The following is an 18,351-nucleotide window of genomic DNA, read 5'->3' on the forward strand; positions in this document are numbered from 1 at the left end:
AAAAAAATCCAACCTAATGCAGTTTTCAGACTACACAAAAGAATTTGGCACAAACCTTAAAATAGCATTTCCTATTATGCTGGGGCAGCTGGGTCACATACTTGTAGCACTTGCAGATAACTTGATGGTAGGACAATTAGGAGCAGCACAACTGGCGGCTGTAAGCCTAGGTAACAGTCTCGTTTTTATAGCACTCTCTATAGGTATAGGTTTTTCATTTGCCATCACGCCACTTGTGGCAGAGGCAGATGGTCAGGGTAATATAGAAAAGGGGAGACTGCACTTTCACCACGGGGTGATTATGTGTGCTGTAAACGGTGTGTTGCTTTTTGTAACCTTGCTTATTGCAAAGCCTGTTTTGTATATGCTAGATCAACCACCAGAGGTGGTGGCGCTTGCGATACCTTACCTTGAGATTGTAGCGCTGTCTATGATTCCGCTTATGATTTTTCAAGCATTTAAGCAGTTTGCAGATGGATTATCACAAACTAAATATGCGATGTATGCTACCATACTTGCAAATATTGTAAATGTCTTATTTAACTATGTGCTCATTTACGGGATTTGGATTTTCCCAAGACTTGAGGTAGAAGGTGCTGCCTGGGGAACACTCATATCACGATTTTTTATGCTGGGACTGTTGATATTTATGCTTTCGCGAAAGCGTAAATTTAAATCTTACTTTTTCTGGGATGGAGCGAGTCACATAAGGCTTAGCGAGTTTAAAACACTTATAAAATTAGGTTTTCCTACAGCCTTACAAATGCTTTTTGAAGTAGGGGTGTTTACGGCAGCTATTTTCTTATCTGGTATTCTGGGGACTAATGCCCAGGCGGCAAATCAAATTGCGCTTAATCTTGCGTCTATGACATTTATGATAGCTGTAGGGCTGGGAGTCACGGGTACCATACGTGTAGGAAACCAAAAGGGCAAAAGGGATTATCCAAATTTGAGGCGTATCGCTTTTTCTATCTTTATACTTTGTTTCCTTATCGAGGCGGTCTTTGCTGTAGGTTTTATAGTGCTTAAAGACTGGTTGCCTCCTTTTTATATAGATAATCCAGAGGTGATATTTATGGCAGCACAGTTGCTTGTTGTGGCAGCATTGTTTCAGCTCAGCGATGGAGTGCAAGTTACGATTCTAGGTGCGTTGAGAGGTTTACAAGATGTAAATATTCCTACAGTGATATGTTTTATAGCTTACTGGGTAATAGGCTTCCCGGTGATGTGGTATTTTGGGAAAGAGGCGCAAATGGGTGTACAAGGCATCTGGGTAGGGCTACTGGTAGGGCTCACAGCATCTGCCACAATGCTATACTTTAGATTTAACTACCTTAGTAAAAAGTTGATAAGTGGGGTGTAACCGCACCATAACAAGAGATATATAAATAGATAATTATGACAGTACCAAAGTTCTTACTAGGTGATAATTCAGATTTTTCTGATCATATTTTTGTGATTCATACAGAGTTTCCTCGTTTTATAATAGATCTCACTATTGATGAGATAGAGTGGTTTGAAGAGTTTGACCGTCAAGACGAAGATGAGCTTGCCTCAGAGACCGAAAATGCTATAAAAGAAGCTACAGAGTGGTACGACGCCGAAATGGAAAAATTTGAGAAAGAGTAGGTAATGGAGCAACTCGTACAGTATGATCAAGAGCTTTTTTTATTTTTAAACGGTCTAGGTAGTACCACCTGGGATCAGTTCTGGCTTATTGTAACAAATAAGCTTAGCTCTATACCCTTATATGCGCTCTTACTTTTCTTTATTTACAAGCAGTACGGGATGAAGGGTACACTCATTACTGTGGTATGCGTAGCATTACTCATTACTGGGGTAGACCAACTTGCAAATGCTTTTAAGCACGGTTTTATGAGACCAAGACCGTGTAGAGTTGCCGCTTTTGAAACTACCATAAGATACATTGCAGAGCGTTGTGGTCGTTATGGATATTATTCTGCACACGCTGGTAATAGTATGGCTGTTGCCGTTTTTGCAGGTCTAGCGCTTAGGCGTAGTTATAAGAATTTGATTTTCTTTTTACTTTTTTGGTCTGCGCTAGTCGGTTATAGTCGCATTTATGTGGGAGTACATTATCCTGGCGATGTCCTTACTGGGTGGATTATAGGAGCAGCCATAGGCTATGGTCTTTATAAATTGCAGCAGTTTTTGATTGTGAAATATGGTCAGAGATCTTGACACTCTTTACCAGGGGTAAATGGTGTATAAGTATCTTTATACTCCTTACGTATACTCACACCATTAGGAATGTTGCGGAAATCTAGGTATATAGATATTTTTGCTGGCTCTGTAAGCTTGCTATAGGTGGCTTTATAATTGTACATTACAACAGAATGACCATTGCCATATATCTTCCCTAATTCTAGATTCTCTAGCTTGCCAAAGTCCTTATTTATCAATTCACAAGTACATTCTATTTTTTTTGCAGAGAGCCCTCTACTTAATCCATTACTTACTTTAGGACCATCTAACCATTCCTTTAGTAGTTGTTGATCTTGTGGTGATTTACAGTGGTTAAAGTAAAAAAGTGCGGCATTATGAGCAATGTCTTTACTTTTTTGTGACAGCTGATTTTCTTTAATAGAAATAGGTTCAAATGAAGATTTGCAAGCTGTGATTACTATCAGACAGAGAACTATAAGTATTATCTTATTCATTAGCGAGTTTTAATAGTTGCTGTGCGGCTATAAAGGGAGAAACCTCTCCCTGAGCTACTTTAGATAAGACAGCATCTAGTTTACTTACCACCTTCTCATTTACATAAAATGCGTCTTTGAGCTTATTTTCTATAGTTTGTAGTAGCCAGAATTTATTTTGCTCGGCTCTTTTTGTTTCAAAATACGTTGAGGTTTTTGTTGTTGCGGTATAATCAGATATGAGTTTCCATACCTCTTCAATCCCCGTGTTTTCTAGCGCGCTACAGGTTGTAACCTTTGGTGTCCAGTTGCTGGGTTTAGGAGGGAAAAGGTGTAACGCTTTCGCGAAAGCGGTCTTAGCCAGCTTTGCAGCTTTTGTATTACCACCGTCTGCTTTATTGATCACTATGGCATCTGCCATCTCAATAATACCTCTTTTAATGCCTTGTAGCTCATCACCAGCCCCAGCTAGTTTGAGTAGCAAAAAGAAGTCTACCATAGAGTGTACGATGGTCTCGCTCTGACCTACACCCACCGTTTCGATAATAATCACGTTATAACCTGCAGCTTCACAAAGGATGATGGCTTCTCGTGTTTTACGAGCTACACCTCCCAGAGATTTTCCAGATGCGCTGGGACGTATGTAAGCTTTAGGGTTTTGAGCAAGTGTATACATTCTAGTTTTATCACCTAGAATACTACCGTGGGAGACTGAGCTTGTAGGGTCTACCGCTAGTACGGCAACTTTATGTCCTTGTGAGGTAAGATAGTTACCAAAGGTTTCTATAAAAGTACTCTTGCCTACGCCAGGCACGCCGGTAATACCTATCCTTACAGATTTATTAGCCTTACTAAGGCAAGCTTCTATAAGTTGTTGTCCTTTATCTTGATGTGATTGTACAGTGCTCTCTATGAGAGTGATACCTTGAGATAGTGCCGTGATATCTCCTTGAGCTATAGCAGTTGCTAGCTCTTGAGTATTTATAGTTTTTTGCCTTTTACGAGTCTTGTAAAACGCAGGATTAATACTCTTGTTGATATGTGTTGCATCTTTACTCACAGAAGTACCAAATTACTACTTTCTTCATAATTATGTGAGTTTAAGAGTTGCGTTTTATCCCTAAAAGAATTGCTAAGGGTAAAGAAGTAAAACTAGAGTTGTGAGTCTTTGTACTTCTTTTTGACCTTTGCTTTAAGCTTTGCAAGATCTGCGTGTGATTGCTTTATCTGGAACTCCATAGGTACTAGCACTTCTAATATGTGCACGGGTAACCAGCTGTCATCTATAAGACGTTTGAGAAGTATGAGCACCATCTCGTCTTGAATCATACAAGCGCCCACAATGTTTGTAGGTGTTTTATGCTCCATAGCAGCTATTACATCTAGCCAGTCACGATCTGCACTACCCTTTACAATATCTAGCCTGTTTGGCGTGATACCTTCTTCTGCCATTCGGGATACTATCTTGTGACAAAACTTATTGCGGCTTACGCTTTCCTTAGCTAGAAATCTTTTATACTCTGTAATCTCAACTTCTTCTGCAGCATTAAAATAGCGACGCTCTGCCCAGAAACATTCGTCTAGCAGGTCGTTAAGATTTTCATATGCAATATCGAGGTGATTCATATACTGAGCTTCAAATATAGACTAGTCGCAGTATTTAAAATAGTCTTACTTCATTATTACTTAAAAATTATGAATAGTTTATTTATAATCTAGTAGTATCTTAATGGGCTGTTAACTCAAAAAAAATAAAACTTTTTGCAACATTGCAAAAAAGACCTCGTCTTTAAGAAGAATAGCAATAATAAACCAATCAAAACCAACCATCCATTTTGCTAGTTAGTGATCTCATACAAAAATGCAAGGCAAATGATAGAAAGGCACAGCTGCAGCTGTACAATAAATACTGTGATGGTATGTATTGCGTAGCCTTTAGATTTTTAAAAAATGCATTTGAGGCAGAAGAGGCAATGCACGAGGGCTTTATAAATGCCTTTGCAAAGCTTCATCAGTTTACGGGAGAAGTCACCTTTGGAGCCTGGCTTAAGCGCATCGTGATTAATAAAAGTCTCGATATGATCAAGGCAAAAAAAGCAACACTTATCCCACTTAATGAGGAAGTAATGGGCAAGGTAGATGATGATAATGATTGGAATGTGGCAGACGGGGTAACCGTAGATCACATTAAGAAAACCATCAGTGAGCTTCCTGAGCGATATGAGTATCCTCTTATGCTATTCTTAATAGAGGGATACGATCACCAGGAGATCTCAGAGATATTACAGATTACAGAAGTCGCTTCTAGAACGCTGGTGCACCGCGGTAAGAAGAAGCTTCAACAACACTTAAAGACCCTTAATTATGGCACAGGATATTAGAGAGCTTATCAAGAGCGAGAGCGGTGAGCAAGAGCAGCTGCGAGAAGGCCACTTATCACGTTTTGAGCAATTACTTGAAGAGCGTATGCCAGAAGAGCAAAAACCTTCTAAGCCTAAAGGCGGTATATTTTTATGGATGAAGATAGCAGCCGTACTTATTATCGCTGGTGGTATTGTAATGATGGTGTATAATAACGCTTTCGCGAAAGCGGAAGACGCACCCATAGTACAAGCTACCCCAGAAAATACAGAAACGGTAGAACCAGAAATCTTATTAAGTGCGATATCGCCAGAATTTAAAAAAGTAGAAGATTACTACCTGGCTAGTGTAAACCTAGAGATTGCCCGTCTTGAGATAACAGATGATAACAAGGAGCTTATAGATGCTTTTATGAAACAGCTGTCAGATCTTGATGCAGAGTATAAAAGTCTTAATCGTGAGATTACCGAAAGTGGTGTAAGTGAAGAGATGGTAAACGCAATGATAGAAAACTTAAAATTGCGTGTGGAGCTTATGATAAAGCTCAAAGCAAAACTTAAAGAAATGAAAAACGCTGCTCAACAAGAAGCAGCCATTCAAACAGTATAAGATGAAACAGTATAAGATATTATGGACAGTGATGATGTTACTATTTGTAGCATCTGGGAGTGTACTCGCTCAGGCCAAAAAGACAAAGTTAACAGAACGATTTTCTGTAAATAAAGATGTGCAAATAGATGTAGACACACGTTATGCAGATGTGATTTTTGAAACCTGGAACAAAAACGAAGTCTCTATAGAGGCTTATGTAGAGGGAGAAAATGCAAGTGATGCAGTACGATCTTGGGATCTAGATGTAAGTGGTAACAGCAACCAAGTGCGTGTTACAAGTAAGGGAGGTTATGGTGATGTAAAAGTATATGATCTAAGTGATTTAGATAATGTACATCTTGATCTAGACTTAGGAGAGATTATAGGGCAATCACTAAGCATAGTAGAGCCTGTGATGAATGGCCTTGTAGGCCCATTACTAGAAGGTATCTCTGGAGCACGACTTCCAGATGAGTACTATGAAGAAATGGGAAAAATGAAATTTGACCACGAGGCATATAAAAGAGAAGGTAGAGCTTACATAAAGCGATGGGAACGTGAGATGGATAAGAGTTTTGGTCCTGAGTTTGAGCATAAAATGGAGAAGTGGGAGAAAGAAGCAGAGCAAAGATCTGAAGACTGGAGCGAGCGCCTTATAGAGCAATCTGGCATTCCAAAATGGCCTTTTAATAGCAAAGGAAATATCACTTTTGACAGTGATGAGTATGAGAAAGACAAGCAAGCTTATGTAAATAAGTTAAACCGAAAGTACGGTACGAGAGTGAGTGTACGTGAGGTAGATAGCTGGCTTGAAGATGTTGAGGCCTGGGGAGAAGATTTTGGAGAGAGAATGGAAGACTGGGGTGAGAACTTTGGTAAATCTATGGAGAAGTGGGGTGAAAACTTTGGTGAAAACTTCGGAAAGTCTATGGAGAAGTGGGGAGAGTCTTTTGGAAAGGATATGGAGAAATGGGGTGAAAACTTCGGTAAGAAAATGGAAAAATGGGCAGAAGAGCACGATGGTGAGTGGGAAGAAAGTCATACAAGAGATGAAAATGGAAATAGAAGTAGCCACTACAGACTTAATTATGATTCTGATAAGGCTTCATCAAAAACGTCTAACCGAAATGTAAAACGTGTTATTATCATAAAAATGCCTAAGCGTGCAGAGCTAGATCTTAATGTACGTTATGGTAAAGTAAAAATGGCAGATGCTTATAATGCAAAAGCTGTTATCTCGCACGGTAGCCTCGCTGCCGCAACCATCGATGGAGGAAACACCTCCATCGATGTTTCTTACAGCCCGGTAACCATCACAAACTGGAACAAAGGAACTCTCGTGACTAATCACGTTAAAGATTGTGATATAAACACAGCTACAGATATTAAAGTAACGTCTAACTCTAGTAACGTGCATATTAATCGTCTAGATGGTTCTGGTATGATATCTGGGTCATTTGGTAAATTATCAATACCTCAAGTGAGTGATAACTTTGGGACGCTTACTTTATTTTTAGAAAATAGCGACCTCGCTTTAAAATTACCGCAGGCGGCATTTAACTTTAGTTACAGTGGTGATCATAATGATTTCTTTATTCCTAAGCAGCTCGAGACCCAGTCTATGAAAAATGGATCTACAGAGATGGTAAATGGGTTTCATAAATCTAGAAGTACTGGTAATACTATCACGATTAATGCTAAGTATAGCGACGTAGTATTGCAATAAGCAGCGATTACATACTAAATTATTGTGCAGCTATGGCTGCTTTTTGTGTTTTGTAACGAAGTTGTATTTTTAGGCAACAAATAACAACCAATGGATACTAGTTTTTTTAGTGCGCTTACAAAAGAATTTACATCTCCTCTCCACACTCCTTTTCAAAAAGAAGACTTCTATCCGCTAGATTTATCTACCTCAAATAATGAGCTAGATGTTGAGCTCCTTACAAGACCTTATGATCATCATAAATTCTTACAGCTGTATCTTAAGATAAGTGGTTCTAAGGTAGCCTACGGCGGTTATCTAGAGAAACGACCTCTCTATGATAGATCAGATTATTTTCAGGCACAAGATCCGGGAGATAAGCGTAATATTCATCTTGGTATAGACTTGTGGTGCAATGCGGGAGAAAGTATTGTCAGTCCCCTAGATGGAGAGATTCATAGCTTTAAACACAATAAGAACTTTGGCGATTATGGACCTACGATTGTTGTAAAGCATACCATAGACGGACAAGAGTTTCACACGCTATATGGTCACTTAAGTGTAGCATCTTTACATAATAAAAAAGTTGGTCAAAAGGTAAAAGCTGGTGAAGTAATTGCTACTCTAGGTACTCCAGATGTAAATGGTGATTATGCGCCTCATCTACACTTCCAGATAGTTATAGATATGCAAGGTAAAGAGGGTGACTATCCTGGTGTAGGAAGCCAAAATGATCTTGAGTTTTATAAAAAGAACTGCCCAGATCCTAATCTGCTATTAAAAATTTATGAATAGCCTTTGCGACAGCATCTTCTTTATTTGTAAAATCGCTAGTATAATCTGCTAGTGATTTTAGAGTAGGAGTAGCATTTTTTACAGCAACTCCTTTACCTACGCGACGTATAAGCTCATCATCATTATGGTTATCGCCAAAAGCCATTACCGCCTCTAGCCCAAAGTTATATTCCTTTTTTAATAAGACCGCTAGCGCCTTTGCTTTGTCTATATATTTTGGGGTAATCTCAAGGTAGGTATCCTTAGATCTATAAAGGTGAACTTTTTCAGTATAGAGTGGTTCTAGTAATGCAATTAGACTATCAAGTTCTTCTGGAGCTCCCATACACATTAGTTTGTGTATGCCTAGTTTTTTGTTATTTAGAAAGTCAAGACTTTCAGTAGCCGGTTGATAGATGGGAGTAGCTCTTGTGTTGTTTATTTCGCGTAAGCTCCACTCATCTTCTTGATCTGTAAACCAGTGCTGGTGGCTATAAATACTTAGGTTGTAAGAATGTTTTGTATGATGTGGGATAAGTGTAGACAGTACTTGCGTGTCGTAGCAATTATTTTCTATTATAGTTCCATCTTTTCCTATAATAAGTCCTCCGTTATAGGCAATGAGAGCTTCTCCTAGGTTGCCCAGTCCTTCTTGCAAGTAGCGCATAGCCTGTGGTGGGCGTGAAGAAGCTAGTATGAGGGGTAATCCCGCCTTCGCGAAAGCGGAAATAGTAGCATCACTCAACCATCGGTCTGCATTGAGTAATGTACCGTCTATATCTGAACATAAAAGCTTTATGGTGTTTGTCATAGCTATAAAAATAATAAGGCGGCCTCAAAGAGGGCCGCCTTATGTAGAAAATTATTAAAACAATCTAGCTGTTTACAATTACCCATTGTCCTTTTGCAATAAGTGGTTCAGCCTGTTTGTATTTTACTTCTTTTGTCTCACCATTTATTACATTTTTAATAGTAACACGGTCGTTACGACCTATTTTAGGTTGAGATCTTACAATAGTTTCTGTAACCTGTTGTTGCTGTGGTTGTGTGTTGCCAGCAGCTCTAGCCTGTGCAGATCGCTCATCCATATTAGGGATTTCTTCTTTTTGAGTTTGCGTTTCTTCACGGCGCTCACGTATTTGTGATGCATCGCTCACCTGCTCTTGGTTACCCTGAGGAATTTCTCCTTTAAATAGGAATGAAATCACCTCTTTATTAACCTTATCAATCATTTTTTTGAAAAGCTCAAATGCTTCAAACTTATAGATCAATAATGGATCTTTTTGCTCGTGTACAGCGAGGCGTACACTTTGCTTGAGCTCATCCATCTTACGAAGGTGTGTTTTCCAAGCGTCATCTATAATGGCGAGTGTGATGTTCTTTTCAAAATCTGTCACGAGTTGCTTACCGTCTGAGTCGTAAGCTTCTTTAAGATTTGTAACTACACGCAGCTCTTTTGTACCGTCTGTAAATGGTACTACGATACGCTCAAACTTTGCATTAGGATCTTCATACACTCTCTTGATGATAGGGAAGGCAAGGTCTGCATTCTTAGTCATCTTTTCTTTATAGTGATCAAAAGCAGCTTTGTAAATAAGGTCTGTAAGATCTTTTGCAGACTTGCTACTAAAGTCGCTCTCGCTCACTGGACTCGTCATTGAGAAATAACGAATGAGCTCAAACTCAAAGTTCTTAAAGTCTTGTGCTTGCTTGTTTGACTCTACAATAACCTCAGAGGTGTCATAGATCATATTTGCAAGGTCTACACGTAAACGCTCTCCATATAGTGCGTGACGACGACGCTTGTATACAACCTCACGTTGCATATTCATCACATCATCATACTCAAGTAAGTTCTTACGTACTCCAAAGTTGTTTTCTTCTACTTTTTTCTGTGCGCGCTCTATAGATTTTGAAATCATACCGTGTTGTATCACTTCTCCTTCTTTGAGCCCCATTCTATCCATCATCTTTGCAATACGCTCAGACCCAAATAAACGCATTAAGTTATCCTCCAGCGATACATAAAACTGTGAGCTTCCAGGATCTCCTTGACGTCCAGAACGACCACGTAGCTGTCTGTCTACACGACGTGAGTCGTGACGCTCTGTACCTATAATGGCAAGACCACCAGCTGCTTTTACCTCGTCTGATAACTTAATATCTGTACCACGACCTGCCATATTTGTTGCAATGGTTACCACTCCAGGGTTACCAGCCTCTGCAACGATGTCTGCCTCGCGTTTGTGCAGCTTTGCGTTAAGTACGTTATGAGGGATTTTACGTAGGGTAAGCATTTTACCTAGTAATTCTGATATCTCTACAGAAGTTGTACCTATCAAGACTGGACGTCCAGATTTTGAAAGTTCTGTAACTTCATCTATAACGGCGTTATACTTCTCTCGCTTCGTTTTGTAAACTAAGTCATCTTTATCTTTTCTTGCAATAGGGCGGTTAGTAGGTATTTCTACTACGTCTAGTTTGTAAATCTCCCAGAATTCTCCAGCCTCTGTAACCGCTGTACCTGTCATACCAGATAACTTGCGATACATACGGAAGTAGTTTTGAAGCGTTACTGTTGCAAAAGTTTGTGTAGCATCTTCAATTTTTACATTTTCTTTTGCCTCAATCGCTTGGTGCAGACCGTCACTATAACGACGACCATCCATAATACGACCGGTTTGCTCATCTACAATCATCACCTTATTTTCCATTACAACATACTCGGTATCTTTTTCAAATAGCGTGTATGCTTTAAGCAGCTGGTTCATTGTGTGAATACGCTCAGACTTGATTCCAAACTCTTTAAAAAGTTCTTCCTTTTCTGAAGCTTCTTCTTCTGGTGATAATCCTTTTGCTTCTATTTTTCCTATCTCAAGACCTATCTCTGGCATTGTGAAGAAATCTGGATTGTCTTTACCAGAAAGTGTTTCTATACCTCTGTCTGTAAGTTCTATCTGGTTGTTTTTTTCATCTATCGTGAAGTATAGTGCCTCGTCTATTTGATGCATTTCACGATTATTATCTTGCATATAGAAGTTCTCAGTCTTTTGTAATAACTGACGTATTCCTTCTTCACTCAAGTATTTTATGAGGGCTTTGTTTTTAGGTAACCCACGGTATACTCGTAAGAGTTGTTTGCCACCTTCTTTTGTGTCACCTGCAGCAATAAGTTTTTTTGCTTCTGGTAAAACTTTTACAAGCTCCTGGCGCTGTAGGTTTACAATCTTCTCTATTTGTGGTTTAAGATCATTAAACTCGTGTACATCCCCTTTAGGTACAGGTCCAGATATAATAAGTGGCGTACGAGCATCATCTACAAGTACAGAGTCTACCTCATCTACAATTGCATAGTTATGCGGGCGTTGTACGAGATCTTCTGGTTTATGAGACATATTATCACGTAGGTAGTCAAAACCAAATTCGTTATTTGTACCATACGTAATATCTGCCGCATATGCTGCACGACGCTCAGGACTGTTAGGTCTGTGATAGTCTATACAATCTATAGTCATCCCGTGAAACTGAAATAAAGGAGCCATCCACGCGCTATCACGCTTAGCTAGGTAATCATTTACTGTTACAAGGTGTACACCATTACCAGTAAGTGCGTTAAGATAAACAGGTAGCGTCGCCACGAGTGTTTTACCTTCACCCGTTTGCATCTCTGCTATTTTACCTTGGTGCATTGCCACACCACCTATGAGCTGTACGTCATAGTGTATCATATCCCAGGTTACTTCTTTACCAGCGGCATCCCAGCTATTTGACCAGATGGCTTTATCACCTTCTAGTGTTACATAGTCTTTTGTACCACTAAGTAAGCGATCATAATCTGAGGCAGTTACCTCAAGTGTTGTATTATTAGTAAATCGTTTTGCAGTTTCTTTTACAACGGCAAATGCTTCTGGGAGTATTTCTGTAAGTGTTTTTTCAGAAATCTCATAAGCCTCGTCTTTAAGCTTGTCTATCGCTAGGTAAACGTCTTCACGCTCATCTATATCTTCGGTAGCTTCGGCTTTGACTTTAAGCGCTTCTGTAGCTTCGGTGTTTTCTTTGAGAGCAGCTGCAAGAATTTGCTTAAACTCTGCTGTTTTATTTCTCAAGTCATCTAGTGATAACTTTTCTAAAGCTGCTTCGTGTGCTTTAATTTTTTCAACGATAGGAGTAATTGCTCCCACGTCTTGTTTAGACTTATCGCCTACAAAAATTTTTAATACACTATCTAAAAATCCCATAATATGGTGTTGTTTTGTGTCAATTTTGAACCCGTAAATTTAATCAAAAAAAAAGCCTCATAGAGAGACTTTTTAGTGTTTTAACGGGTATATATTTAATATTCGTCTTCGTTCCAGAGATAATCCTCGTCTGAGGGATAGTCTGGCCAGATCTCTTCGATAGAATCATAAGAATCACCTTCGTCTTCGATAGCTTGTAGATTTTCTACAACTTCAAGTGGTGCTCCAGTTCTAATCGCATAATCGATCAACTCATCTTTAGTAGCAGGCCAAGGCGCGTCACTTAGGTAAGAAGCTAGTTCAAGTGTCCAGTACATAGCATTTGTATTTTTTAATTTGTGCAAAAATAATTTTTCTAAGCAGAAATGCAAGTGAATTGAAGATTATTTCAAAATAAATGTAAGAACGTGGCTTTCAGACCTTGTAGAGAGGATAATTACGCTTTCGCGAAAGCGAGATACCCCTCAATAATTGTTTTCTGTATTCGGTACTCTTAATCTAGCTTGGTAGGTATCCATTTTACCTCATCTGCTTGTAAGTCTTTAGACAACTTTCGTGCCAGCACAAATAGGTAGTCAGAAAGGCGGTTAAGGTATTTAAGTGTATGCTTGTCAAACGGCTCTAGCTCGTAAAGCGCTGTGGCCAAACGTTCTGCACGCCTACAAACAGTACGTGCTACGTGACAATGTGACACGGTGGTGTGACCTCCAGGAAGTACAAAATGCGTCATAGGTGGAAGCTCTGTTTCCATCTTATCTATTTCATTTTCTAGAAGTTCAATATCTTCTTCATTAATTTTTGGGATATTGAGGCGCTCTTTACCATTTTTGAGAATCATCTTCTCTGGGTCTGTAGCGAGTACAGCTCCTACGGTAAAGAGTTTGTTTTGAATATGTATAAGAATCTCTTTGCTACGCACATCAATCTCTTGATCACGTATGAGTCCTATAAATGAGTTGAGCTCATCTACAGTACCGTAGCTGTCTATTCTTATATGATGTTTTGGGACTCGTGTACCGCCAAATAAGGCTGTAGTACCGGCATCACCAGTTTTTGTATATACTTTCATTTGTGATGAAGTTGTATGCTGTTATTGTTGTTCTTTTTCTCTTTCCTTACGTTTTTTCTGAAAACCTTCATTAAAGTTGCGCGCTCTTCTCCCACGTTGCTTTGTGGTATTACGTTTTGTATTTGCAAAAACTAGTAAGAATAAAACGGCAACCCCTATAATACTTACAAGTATCTGTGTGATAGGAGAGAGGTTGTTAAAAAAGTCCATAGTTTATTATTGTGTCGTGAAGATAAAAAAAAGGATATGATTCTTCTTTGAAAAGTAATAAGTATGTAAAACAAAAAAACGCCAGCAAGTGGCGTTTTACATAGTTTTTTTGAGTAGGATCTAGTTACTTTTTATTTTTTACATCGCTCTCTATAACTCCATCTCTAAGGCGTATTACTCTATGCGCGTGCTCTGCAATATCTTCTTCGTGTGTAACCAGGATCACTGTGTTACCTGCTGCGTGTATAGCATCAAAAAGCGCCATAATCTCAACCCCTGTTTTTGAGTCTAAGTTACCCGTAGGCTCATCTGCAAGTATGATAGACGGTTTATTTACAAGTGCACGACCTACGGCTACACGCTGGCGCTGCCCTCCAGAGAGCTGGTTAGGTTTGTGGTCCATACGGTCTGCAAGACCCACATCTGTAAGAACCTCTTCGGCTCTTTTATTACGAGCAGATTTTGATAAGCCAGCATATACCATAGGCAGTGCTACGTTATCTAAAGCTGTTGTTCTAGGTAGTAAGTTAAATGTTTGAAAAACAAAACCTATCTCTGTATTACGTACATCTGCAAGCTCATCATCACTCATCTGGCTTACATCTCGACCATTAAGAACATAAGATCCTGCGGTAGGTGTGTCAAGACACCCTAAGAGATTCATTAATGTAGATTTACCAGAGCCAGAAGGCCCCATAAAAGCTACATACTCGCCCTTGTCTATATCTAGATCTATACCTTTAAGTACGTGTACAATTTCGTTTCCTAAAGGGAAGTCACGTATGATGTTTCTTATTTGAATGAGGTTACCCATAGATGTGTTTAGTTTGCTATTAGAAGATGTTACACACAATTTGTTACACAATTTACTTAAAAATGTAAGTAAGATGTAAAGATGCTTGATTTAACCACAGTTATAATAGTATAGATTATCCTCAATTATAACTTGATGTAAAAATCTTCTTTGGCTTGTTTGGGTCTAAAAAATACCATTCCAAAATAAAAGGCATCTATCGTAGCTGTTACTTGTGGTAGTGCTTTTATATACTCCCAGGCTTCTGTCATTTCTTGTGACCAGTGTATGTCGTCAAAAACCCATACACTCTCATCGCTTACAGTAGCTAGAAGTTTATTTACATAGTTTATAGTGGCATCTCTAGCGTGATTACCATCAAAGTATATGAAGTCAAAATTCTTCTTTATGTGGTTGTCTAGCTCTGTAGTAAAGTCGCCTACGCAAATTTTTACGTTTTTTATACCCGCATTATCTAGCTCTTGTTGTGCTATTTGAGCCGTCTGAGGGCAGCCTTCTATACTTGTGACTTGGGCATTACTCTTTATAGCTAGTGCTGCAGTTGCAATACCAAGTGAAGTGCCTAGTTCTAGTACCTCTTGAGGCTGAAAGTAGGCAATAAGGCGCTGGAGTAATAAAATACGTTTATGAGTTGCTCCAGCATAGGTGGCGATGTCCTTTATCTTTCTTTCGGCAGACTTAAATACCCGTGAGCCAGCACCATAATCTGTTACTGTGATGGTTTGCTGGTTATCTAGCAATGACTTTTTATAGGCGTATAACTGTTGTGAGATGCTAGGGTCACTCTTTCCTCGTAATACTTCCTTCTCTAGTTTAAATATAAAAGGGGAGTGTATCCCGTGTAGATGAAAGGTTTTGGGGAGCCATTTTATATAAGCAAGCGCAGTATGTAAACTATTATTTGCGATAACGAGTGTTTTTAAAACAGAGGGTTTACAGGTGTTTGGATAACGGTTACTCTTCCATTTTTGAGCTCAGTTCAAACCAGCGTTCTTCTTTTGCCTCTATGTCGTCTATTATTTTTTGAAGTTTTATGCTCTCTTCTGTAATCTCATCTTGAGAAAGATCAGGATTTAAAAATACTTTTTGTTTTTCTTCCTTTTGTCGCTCTAGCTTTGCAATCTCACGTTCTAGTTTTGCGTGCTCCTTTTGCTCATTAAAAGAGAGTGCTCCTTTGTGCTGTTTTTCTTTCCAGCTTTTGTTGTCACTTGCTGTTTGAGTTATAGATGCTTCAAATTTTTGCTTGTTTTCTAGCTGTGCTTGTTCTTTTTCTGCTTTCGCGAAAGCGTTACTTATCCCACCCTCGTATGCTCTAAAGTCTGAGTAGTTACCCGGGAAGTTTTCTACCACGGCATCTCCTTTAAAAACAAAGAGGTGGTCTACTATTTTATCCATAAAGTAACGGTCGTGAGAAACCACCACTAGACACCCTGGGAAATCTAATAGAAATTGCTCAAGTACGTTGAGCGTTACTACATCTAGGTCATTTGTAGGTTCATCCAGAATTAAAAAGTTAGGATTCTGAATAAAAACGGTACATAGATAGAGTCGCTTGCGCTCCCCACCACTTAGTCGCTCTACAAAGTCATACTGCTTCTTACGGTCAAACAAGAAACGTTCTAAGAGTTGGCCAGCAGAGATGGTACGTCCTTTTTTAAGAGGGATGTGATCTCCAAACTCCTTGATGACATCTATCACCTTTTGCCCCTCTTTTATGGCGATTCCTTTCTGCGTGTAATAACCAAATTTTACCGTGTCGCCCACAATCACTTTTCCAGTGTCTGGGGGTAATGCACCGGTCATTATATTAAGGAATGTGGTTTTACCAGTACCATTTTTACCTATGATACCTACACGCTCACCCGTTTTAAAAACATACTCAAACTTGTTGAGTAAGGTGAGATCCCCATATGATTTACCTACATTATGAAACTCAAGGATTTTACTCCCCATACGCTCCATATTAATCTCTAGTTGTACCGTGTGATCATTGCGGCGCTCGTGAGCACGCGATTTTATCTCTGCAAAGTCGTCTATACGAGATTTTGACTTTGTGGTACGAGCTTTAGGCTGGCGGCGCATCCACTCCAGCTCTTTTTTATATAGCTGTTTTGCTTTACCCGTTTCTGCCTCCCAGGCAGCAACGCGAGCATCTTTGTTTTCTAGATAGTAAGCATAGTTACCTTTATAGCTGTAGAGTTTACCATTTTCTAACTCTACAATCTCATTACACACGTTTTCTAAAAAGTAACGGTCGTGTGTAACCATAAAAAGCGTGATGTTTTCTGTTCTAAAATAATCCTCGAGCCACTCTATCATCTCTAGGTCAAGGTGGTTAGTAGGTTCATCTAGAATAGCCAGATCAGGTTTAGTAAGCATCATCTGGGCAAGTGCGAGGCGCTTCTTTTGTCCACCACTTAGTAACTCAACCTTACGGCCTAGGTCGTCTAGCTTGAGCTTAAAAAGAATCTGTTTATACTGCGTCTCAAAATCCCAAGCTTGTGCTGCTTCCATAGCATCAAAGGCTTTTTGGTAAGCATCTGCCTCTTCCATATGGAGAAGTGCCTTCTCATAGTTTGCAATGGTTTTAAGTATAGGGTTATCTCCTGCAAATATGGTTTCTTCTATCGTAAGGCTTGGGTCTAAGTCTGGTTCTTGTGGTAAGAAAGAAATGGTAATACCCTTTCTGCTCACGACCTGTCCATCATCTGGCGATTCAAGACCAGCAATGATGTTGAGGAGTGAGGTTTTACCTGTACCGTTTTTGGCAACAAAACCTATTTTTTGGTCCTTATTAATTCCAAAAGCGATGTCTTTAAAAAGGTGGCGTTCACCAAATGATTTTGATACGTTTTCTACAGAGAGGTAGTTCATTGTGTGTTGTGTGGATGCGGTATGCTGCATCTTTTATGATATAGCACAGTGTAAATCTGTAAACTATAAATATGATAAAGGTTTTTTTTACGCTTTCGCGAAAGCAAAAATAAGGCTTCCCAAAAGAACTATAGCGTTTTACGAGATGCTCTCTCTCCGAATATTGATACTTTTTTGGAAAATTTTAAGCGATGAAATACACACCTCTCTGTGAAAGTTTTATTTTTATCGATGAAAGTCTATATTTGTGAGCCTAACACAACTTAAATGAGATACCCATTATTATTATTGATACTCGTGATTATGGCGAGTACAGCATCTTGTGTACCTCTCAAGGATATCACATATCTTCAAGAAAATGAGAATGCTACAGATAGTATAGTCTCGCTACAACAACAGCAACCTCCATACAGAGTTCAAGTAGGTGATATATTAAGTATACGTCTTAAGGCACTAGACCAGCAACTTGTTGAGTTTTTTAATCCATCTGGAGAAGAGGGTGTATCGCTTAACGAGGGTTTTTATTATGATGGCTTTGCTATAGATACTCACGGTAATATACGTGTGCCAGAACTAGGAGAGATAAACGTACTAGGGAGAACAACTGAAGAAATACGTGAGATTATAGAGCAACGATTACTAGCAGATTATATAAAAGACGAAGCAGATCTTTTTGTTACGGTAAAACTACCAGGAATACGATACACGCTAGTAGGAGAAATAGGGAGCTCAGGAACACAAAATGTACTCGCCGAAAAAGTGACTATACTAGAAGCCATTGCAAATGCTGGTGGAGTACCTATAACGGGAGATCTTACAGATGTACTCATTATAAGACAGTACCCAGGGGGGCAACGCGTGCATCACATAGATCTTACTCAAATAGATGTAATGCAGTCACCTTATTACTACATACAACCTAACGATATTATTACTGTAAACCCATTACCACAAAAAGCGATAGGGATAGGTACTACCGGCTTACAGGCCTTTACCACCATACTAGGACTAGTTACAACACTAGCTTCTGTTATTTTACTAGCAACACGATAGAA

General features: G+C 39.2%; 19 protein-coding genes. 8 read left to right on the forward strand and 11 right to left on the reverse strand.

The genetic code is table 11. From position 1 onward, the window contains the following. The first annotated feature begins 16 nt into the window (after positions 1-16). Genes I597_RS07405 through I597_RS07415 form a run of 3 tightly spaced genes read left to right on the forward strand, consistent with a single transcriptional unit; the run spans position 17 to position 2,202 of the window. Positions 17-1,363: an MATE family efflux transporter gene (locus I597_RS07405; RefSeq protein ID WP_035327981.1), complete on the forward strand. Its 1,347-nt coding sequence runs from the start codon at positions 17-19 to the stop codon at positions 1,361-1,363. A gap of 35 nt (positions 1,364-1,398) precedes the next feature. Continuing rightward, positions 1,399-1,629: a hypothetical protein gene (locus tag I597_RS07410; RefSeq protein ID WP_035327984.1), complete on the forward strand. Its 231-nt coding sequence runs from the start codon at positions 1,399-1,401 to the stop codon at positions 1,627-1,629. 3 nt (positions 1,630-1,632) lie between these two features. After that, complete coding sequence (locus I597_RS07415; protein WP_035327986.1) at positions 1,633-2,202, forward strand: phosphatase PAP2 family protein; 570 nt, start codon at positions 1,633-1,635, stop codon at positions 2,200-2,202. Here the strand turns inward: I597_RS07415 and I597_RS07420 are convergent. The 3 genes from I597_RS07420 to I597_RS07430 all read right to left on the reverse strand — a co-directional run bounded on the left by I597_RS07420 (position 2,190) and on the right by I597_RS07430 (position 4,286). Then, positions 2,190-2,681: a hypothetical protein gene (locus I597_RS07420; RefSeq protein WP_035327989.1), complete on the reverse strand. Its 492-nt coding sequence runs from the start codon at positions 2,679-2,681 to the stop codon at positions 2,190-2,192. The two genes, I597_RS07415 and I597_RS07420, sit on opposite strands and share 13 nt — an antisense overlap. Further along, positions 2,674-3,720: a methylmalonyl Co-A mutase-associated GTPase MeaB gene (gene meaB / locus I597_RS07425; protein ID WP_035327991.1), complete on the reverse strand. Its 1,047-nt coding sequence runs from the start codon at positions 3,718-3,720 to the stop codon at positions 2,674-2,676. Before meaB ends, I597_RS07420 begins: the two co-directional genes overlap by 8 nt. A gap of 92 nt (positions 3,721-3,812) precedes the next feature. Then, on the reverse strand, positions 3,813-4,286 hold the full coding sequence (locus tag I597_RS07430) for a DUF2383 domain-containing protein (protein ID WP_035327993.1): 474 nt from the start codon (positions 4,284-4,286) through the stop codon (positions 3,813-3,815). A 209-nt stretch (positions 4,287-4,495) separates the two neighbouring features. Here I597_RS07430 and I597_RS07435 point away from each other — a divergent pair, with 209 nt between their 5' ends. The 4 genes from I597_RS07435 (at position 4,496) to I597_RS07450 (ending at position 8,112) form a co-directional block, all read left to right on the forward strand. Then, complete coding sequence (locus tag I597_RS07435) at positions 4,496-5,041, forward strand: RNA polymerase sigma factor (protein WP_035327995.1); 546 nt, start codon at positions 4,496-4,498, stop codon at positions 5,039-5,041. Beyond that, complete coding sequence (locus I597_RS07440) at positions 5,025-5,630, forward strand: hypothetical protein (RefSeq protein ID WP_035327996.1); 606 nt, start codon at positions 5,025-5,027, stop codon at positions 5,628-5,630. The genes I597_RS07435 and I597_RS07440 overlap by 17 nt, the downstream gene beginning before the upstream one ends. A 1-nt stretch (position 5,631) precedes the next feature. Continuing rightward, positions 5,632-7,338: a hypothetical protein gene (locus tag I597_RS07445; protein ID WP_035328000.1), complete on the forward strand. Its 1,707-nt coding sequence runs from the start codon at positions 5,632-5,634 to the stop codon at positions 7,336-7,338. A 90-nt stretch (positions 7,339-7,428) separates the two neighbouring features. Further along, complete coding sequence (locus I597_RS07450; RefSeq protein ID WP_035328002.1) at positions 7,429-8,112, forward strand: peptidoglycan DD-metalloendopeptidase family protein; 684 nt, start codon at positions 7,429-7,431, stop codon at positions 8,110-8,112. Here the strand turns inward: I597_RS07450 and I597_RS07455 are convergent. The 8 genes from I597_RS07455 to I597_RS07490 form a co-directional block, all read right to left on the reverse strand. Then, positions 8,084-8,902 (reverse strand): Cof-type HAD-IIB family hydrolase, encoded by an 819-nt coding sequence (locus I597_RS07455; protein WP_035328004.1) that lies wholly within the window; start codon positions 8,900-8,902, stop codon positions 8,084-8,086. The two genes, I597_RS07450 and I597_RS07455, sit on opposite strands and share 29 nt — an antisense overlap. Positions 8,903-8,966: 64 nt before the next feature. Continuing rightward, a complete protein-coding gene (gene secA, locus I597_RS07460) occupies positions 8,967-12,329 on the reverse strand; it encodes a preprotein translocase subunit SecA (RefSeq protein ID WP_035328007.1) in 3,363 nt (1,120 codons plus the stop codon). Positions 12,330-12,424: 95 nt separating this feature from the next. Next, positions 12,425-12,646 (reverse strand): DUF2795 domain-containing protein, encoded by a 222-nt coding sequence (locus I597_RS07465; protein WP_013751528.1) that lies wholly within the window; start codon positions 12,644-12,646, stop codon positions 12,425-12,427. A 176-nt stretch (positions 12,647-12,822) separates the two neighbouring features. Then, positions 12,823-13,398 (reverse strand): cob(I)yrinic acid a,c-diamide adenosyltransferase, encoded by a 576-nt coding sequence (locus I597_RS07470; protein ID WP_035328013.1) that lies wholly within the window; start codon positions 13,396-13,398, stop codon positions 12,823-12,825. A gap of 21 nt (positions 13,399-13,419) precedes the next feature. After that, on the reverse strand, positions 13,420-13,608 hold the full coding sequence (locus I597_RS07475) for a hypothetical protein (protein WP_035328016.1): 189 nt from the start codon (positions 13,606-13,608) through the stop codon (positions 13,420-13,422). 124 nt (positions 13,609-13,732) lie between these two features. Continuing rightward, the gene (locus I597_RS07480) at positions 13,733-14,422 is read right to left on the reverse strand and encodes an ABC transporter ATP-binding protein (protein WP_035328017.1); all 690 of its coding nucleotides are present in this window, start codon (positions 14,420-14,422) and stop codon (positions 13,733-13,735) included. A 125-nt stretch (positions 14,423-14,547) separates the two neighbouring features. After that, positions 14,548-15,162, reverse strand: a complete 615-nt coding sequence (locus tag I597_RS07485) for an O-methyltransferase (RefSeq protein ID WP_236626659.1) — start codon at positions 15,160-15,162, stop codon at positions 14,548-14,550. A 214-nt stretch (positions 15,163-15,376) separates the two neighbouring features. Then, positions 15,377-17,296: an ABC-F family ATP-binding cassette domain-containing protein gene (locus I597_RS07490; RefSeq protein WP_035328021.1), complete on the reverse strand. Its 1,920-nt coding sequence runs from the start codon at positions 17,294-17,296 to the stop codon at positions 15,377-15,379. Positions 17,297-17,563: 267 nt separating this feature from the next. Between I597_RS07490 and I597_RS07495 the strand changes: the two genes are divergently transcribed. Next, entirely contained in the window at positions 17,564-18,349 is a 786-nt protein-coding gene (locus I597_RS07495) for a polysaccharide biosynthesis/export family protein (RefSeq protein WP_035328023.1), read from the forward strand. Positions 18,350-18,351: the final 2 nt, after the last annotated feature.

It is taken from the genome of Dokdonia donghaensis DSW-1, assembly GCF_001653755.1.
Taxonomy (GTDB): Bacteria; Bacteroidota; Bacteroidia; order Flavobacteriales; family Flavobacteriaceae; genus Dokdonia; species Dokdonia donghaensis.